The following is a 4,294-nucleotide window of genomic DNA, read 5'->3' as shown; positions in this document are numbered from 1 at the left end:
ATAGCGGACACCGTTCGGCGGATGCTATAATCCTCCCTGCCGCTGCCGGGATGGCGGAACGGGTAGACGCAGCGGACTTAAAATCCGCCGGGCGAAAGCCCATGCCGGTTCGAGTCCGGCTCTCGGCACCACCCCGAACCGGCGAAGGCGTTTTTTCGTACAACAGTTTTGGCGCCTTCGACGACGTTTTTTTTACAAGCGACCCTTCATTCCGCGGAGACGACCCCGTTTTCCGGCGCATTTAAACGGTTATCGCCCGTTCCGACGGCGGATTGACCCGTTGACCCTCGGGTCGTTTGCCTCTATAATCACCCCGAACCGCCCTCCGAGGCGCCGCGAATGAATGGGGGTCCCAAGCCGCCGCGCGCCGTCCTGCGCACGCACAAGTTGCTTCTATCCGTTACCTTGAAACGGCGTCGCTCGCGGCGGTCGTGAACGAATTGACTAAAACTCCCCCCGCGGAACCGGGGTCCAGCGCCCCGCGCTGGAGGATCGAGGAGCCCCGACAGCTCAATTTCGGATGGCGCGCCTGGGAAAAAGCCCTGACCATCGTCTGGCTCCTGGCGTATCGGTCGGCGCTCGATAAAAAGGGCGAGCAGCCACATAAAGTCGAGAAGGCCTGACGCGTGCGTAAAGCTCAATCAGCACATAAAAAAACGAAGGGGCGCGCCTTGAAGAAACTCCCGCTCGCCGATTCATCCAAGGCCGTCTTCCTGGCGGCCGACGGCTACGTCCCGGCGGACAAGCCCCTCGAGCCGCGGCAGCTTCTGGCGGCCATCTTGGTCACCGAGAAGGAGCGGCTCCCCGGCATGGGCCTCGACGTGGAGGCGTTGCTCGCGAGCGCGAAAAAGGCGCTGATTCCCGACGCGCCCGATCCCGCCCGCACCGGCGACGTCCCGCTCTCCGACGGGACGCAGACCGTCGTGAAGGGCGCCGTCGCGCTGGCGACCCTCCAAGAGTCCAAGGCGGTGGAGAGTTACCACCTGACCGTGTCCCTGGCGCGCCACGGCGGGAAGAAAGTGCGCGATTTCCTGACGAAGGCCGGCGTCGAGCCCGACGGGTTCGCCGATCTGCTCACCGTGAATCCCGACGTCTGGCAGGCCCGGAAGGCATCGCTCCTCGACTCCATCGGCGATGACTGGACCCGGATGGCCGCCCAGGGGAAAATCACCCCCCGGGTGGGGCGCGAAAAGGACGTGGACCACCTGGTCGAGATTCTCCTGCACAAGGAGAAGCGCGATCCCCTGCTCATCGGGCTTCCAGGGGTGGGCAAGAGCACCATCGTGGAGCAGCTCGCCCTGCGGCTGGCGGCCGGGGATGTCCCCGAACGCCTGCGGGGGCTGCGGCTGGTCCACATCCACCCGGACCGCATGTTCGCCGGGGTCACCGACCTGCCCTCCTTCACCGCGCGGGTCAAGGAGCTGGAGGACGAGGCCGCCGACGGCAAAACCCTCCTCTTCCTGGACGACATCCACCGTTACGTCATTGACGAGAACGGCAACTTCAACGCGGCGCTGGCCAACGTGGTCAAATCGCTTCTGGTCAATCCCGAGGTCAGCGTCATCGCCGCCACGCTGACGGTGCAGTACTACAACTACGTGGAGAACGATCCGGCCCTGGGACGGCGGTTCGCCCTGGTGCGCGTCAACGAGCCGGACGAAAAAACCGCGCTTCTGATGATGGAGAACACCGCCGCCGAGCTCGAGGCCTTCCACGGGGTGAAGATAACCCGGGCGGCCCTCGAGGGGAGCGTCCGTCTCGCCGGTTCCTTCCTGCGCGATCGCCGGTTCCCCGACGCCGCCATAGACGTCCTGGACCAGGCCTGCGCCCGGACCTACCTCACCCGCGGCGGCAAGGACAACGAGCCCCAGGTCAGGCTGGCCCAGATAGAGGAAACCATCGTCGAGATGACCGGCATCCATTCGCCGGGTATCACCGCCGACTTCCGGGAGAAGTACCGCCGCCTGGAGGAATTTCTCCTCGAGCGGGTCATCGGGCAGGAGGATGCCGTCCGGACAATCTCCGGCGTCATCCGCTACGCCAAGAGCAAGTTCGATCTCCACGCCGCGAGACCGGACGGGGTGTTTCTTTTTATCGGCCCGGCGGGCAGCGGCAAGACGAAGATGGCCAAGTCCATCTCGGAGTTCTTCTTCGGCGAAGAGGGGGCCCTGCTGGACTTCCGCCTGGGGCAGCTCGATCCCGAGAAGGAGCTGGCCCAGCTCGCCGGAAACGAGGGCCCGACGCTGGTCAACTTCATCCACATACAGCCCAATTCCGTGGTGATGTTCGACAGCATAGACCAGGCCCACCCGGACACCCGGGAGTGGGTCCGCAAGGTCATCTCCCAGGGTTGGAACATGGACAGCGCGGGCAACCAGGTCCACCTGTCCGACACCATCGTCATCATGACCGCGCTCCGGGGATCCTTCATTGAGAAGGAGGCGGCCCTGGGCTACGCCGACTCGGGCGACTTCCTCTCCGATCCCACCAAGGTGCGCATCGAGCTGGAGAAGGTCCTCGGCGCCGACTTCTTGAACCACGTGGACGAGATCATCTTCTTCCGCCGCCTCACCGAGGATGACTGCTTCAACATCCTCAAGGACAAGCTCCTGCCCCAGGCTCAAAAGCTCCTCCGGACCCAGCGCATCTACCTGGACGTGACCGACCGCGCCCTCCGCTACATAGCCGACGAGGGGCACTCGAACACCTTCGGCGCCAGCTACCTGAAGAACACCTTCCAGCGCCTGGTTCTGATTCCCGCCACCACCAAGGCCGTTGAGGCCTCGACGGGCCGGCTCACCCACATCCGGGTCACCCTCCGGGGCGGCACCCTGATTGTAAGCCGCGGCCGCAACAAAGCATGAGCTTTTTCCACACCTTCATCCACGGCGGCATCTCGGTAAAGGTCGTCCCCCACAGCCACGGGGACGTGCGCGACATCCGCTTCCCATACTGGCTCATCACGCTGGGCGGGCTCGTGGCCGTCGGCATAATCACCGGCCTGGTGATTCTCGGCGTCAGCTACGCCCAGAAGGTGGTGGACGAGAACCGGCTGACGGAGCTGCGCGAGCAGACGAAAACCCAGGACGCGCAGCTCGAGTACTTCGATCAGGAGATCGGGGACCTCCAGCGTTCCCTGGCCCAGCTCGAGCAGAAGAAGGAGGCGCTGGCCGAGCTCCACCCCTCGCTGTCCCTGGAGCACCCCGACGTGCTGGAGGACCGCCTGGGCGCCTTCGAGTCCAGCCTCCCCCTGGAGGCCATCCAGTCGGGCGCCGAGTCGGGGATTACGGCCATCGGGAGGCTCGTCGAGCGGGCCGGGAACCTGACCACCACCCTGGGGAACATCGAGGGGTACCTGGACACCGACGCCGCCCGGCAGCGCTTCACCCCCAGCATACGCCCCGTGGACGGCGAGCACTGCTGGGTCACCGCCGGCTTCGGCAACCGGATGAGCGAGTTCACCGGCCGCAACTACTTCCACCGGGGGATAGACATCACCGCGCCGCCGGGGACGCCGATCATCGCCCCGGCCGACGGGACGGTCACCTTCGCCGACCACGAGGGCAACTTCGGCCTGAAGCTGGTGCTCAACCACGGGGGGTACTTCGAGACGGTGTACGCGCACCTGGGGCGGGTTTACGTCCATCCCGGCGACGAAGTGCGGCGGGGGGACGCCATCGCCGCCGTGGGCACCACCGGGCGGACGCTGGGGCCCAAGCTGCACTACGAGGTGCTCAAGGGGGGGCGCAACCTGGACCCCGCCAGATTCTTCCTCCCCAAGACCGACATGGCCTCCGCCGGCGGGGGCGCTTAGGGTTGACGGTCGCCGCGGGTCCGCCGGGCCGGACGGTGGATTGAGACGGCGGTTGTTGTAAAGGCGGGTGTCTAAACCCGCCGTGCGCTCAAATGTAGGGCGACCCCGTAGGACAAGTCCTCTGCGGGCCGCCGTTTCCGTATTACACCCCGACCCTCACCCCCATCCCCGTCGGCGCGACGCTGCCTAAACGTAGGGCGGGGACTTTAGTCCCCGCCGCTTTTTTCTAAGGCAGCCCTCACCTTTAATCCCTCTCCCACAGGGAGAGGGAGACAGCTTCACCCCTCACCCTAACCCTCTCCCCAGAGGGGAGAGGGGACATGCGGCAGCCCTCCCCCCGACCCGTGCCTGGAAGATTGCGATGACGTAGGGCGGGGATTTTAACCGAGCGTAGCGAGCTATGCCCCCGGCAAATCCCCGCCGCTTCCTTGTTCACACAAAAATCTTCCCACGGGTTGACGCACCCCTTTTAATGTGCTA

The 4,294-nt window shown here is 65.3% G+C and carries 3 protein-coding genes and 1 tRNA gene; all 4 read left to right on the top strand.

Annotated features, from left to right (window positions below):
- The first annotated feature begins 44 nt into the window (after positions 1-44).
- Positions 45-131: transfer RNA gene (locus tag NTW26_09715), tRNA-Leu, on the top strand.
- A 300-nt stretch (positions 132-431) separates the two neighbouring features.
- Positions 432-623: a hypothetical protein gene (locus NTW26_09710; GenBank protein ID MCX7022529.1), complete on the top strand. Its 192-nt coding sequence runs from the start codon at positions 432-434 to the stop codon at positions 621-623.
- A gap of 48 nt (positions 624-671) precedes the next feature.
- A complete protein-coding gene (locus NTW26_09705) occupies positions 672-2,864 on the top strand; it encodes an AAA family ATPase (GenBank protein MCX7022528.1) in 2,193 nt (730 codons plus the stop codon).
- A complete protein-coding gene (locus NTW26_09700; GenBank protein MCX7022527.1) occupies positions 2,861-3,814 on the top strand; it encodes a peptidoglycan DD-metalloendopeptidase family protein in 954 nt (317 codons plus the stop codon). The genes NTW26_09705 and NTW26_09700 overlap by 4 nt, the downstream gene beginning before the upstream one ends.
- Positions 3,815-4,294 lie beyond the last annotated feature (480 nt).

This window comes from bacterium (genome assembly GCA_026398675.1).
In the GTDB taxonomy this organism is placed as follows: domain Bacteria; phylum RBG-13-66-14; class RBG-13-66-14; order RBG-13-66-14; family RBG-13-66-14; genus RBG-13-66-14.
Note: the sequence above shows the minus strand (reverse complement) of the source record. Positions and strands in the feature narration are given on the sequence as shown.

Bases quoted from the DNA above. Each gene is read 5' to 3' on its own strand.
- NTW26_09700 (MCX7022527.1), top strand. From the start codon at position 2,861: ATGAGCTTTTTCCACACCTTCATCCACGGCGGCATCTCGGTAAAGGTC.